This window comes from Clostridium sp. HV4-5-A1G (genome assembly GCF_900184915.1).
Classification (GTDB): domain Bacteria; phylum Bacillota; class Clostridia; order Clostridiales; family Clostridiaceae; genus Clostridium_B; species Clostridium_B aromativorans.
Genome location: NZ_FXYI02000394.1, coordinates 1 through 512, shown reverse-complemented (window position 1 = coordinate 512; position 512 = coordinate 1). Strand labels below are relative to the sequence as shown.

General features: G+C 38.1%; 1 protein-coding gene. It reads right to left on the bottom strand.

Going from position 1 to position 512, the window contains the following annotated elements:
- Nucleotides 1-361: 361 nt before the first annotated feature.
- Nucleotides 362-512: zinc ribbon domain-containing protein (locus tag J5G60_RS18725; protein ID WP_207876674.1), on the bottom strand; the 151-nt coding region annotated here is incomplete at its 5' end.

Here is a 512-nt window from a genome sequence, read left to right as displayed (position 1 = left end):
CCCCCCCCCCCCTTTTTTTTTTAATGATACGGCGACCACCGAGATCTACACTTCTAGCTTCGTCGGCAGCGTCATATGTGTATAAGAGACATTAATTGGCGACTTCATTTAACCTTGAAATCACAGGCCTAGTTTTATATGTATTAATCAAGATGCGAAGTACAATACTGACATCTAGTTGCATCTATGGGAATATCACTCAAACAGTACTTACACTTTTTAGTATTTACTAATTTTTCTTCTTTCCTCTTATGTGAACTACCACCACTTATAGAAGTGGATGGCTTCTTAGTCAATATTCCTAACGGAACAAGTTTACCTAAGCTCTAAAGGTCGAACCAACCTCAGTGTATTACCAAAATTATATGGCTAATTTCAGCAGATTTTTACTGGCGTTTATATCCCTGTCATGGTGTGTGCCGCACTTAGGGCAAATCCATTCCCTGAGTGCAAGATTTTTTACTTCTCTATTCTTATATCCACAAACTGAACACAATTGACTACTTGCATAA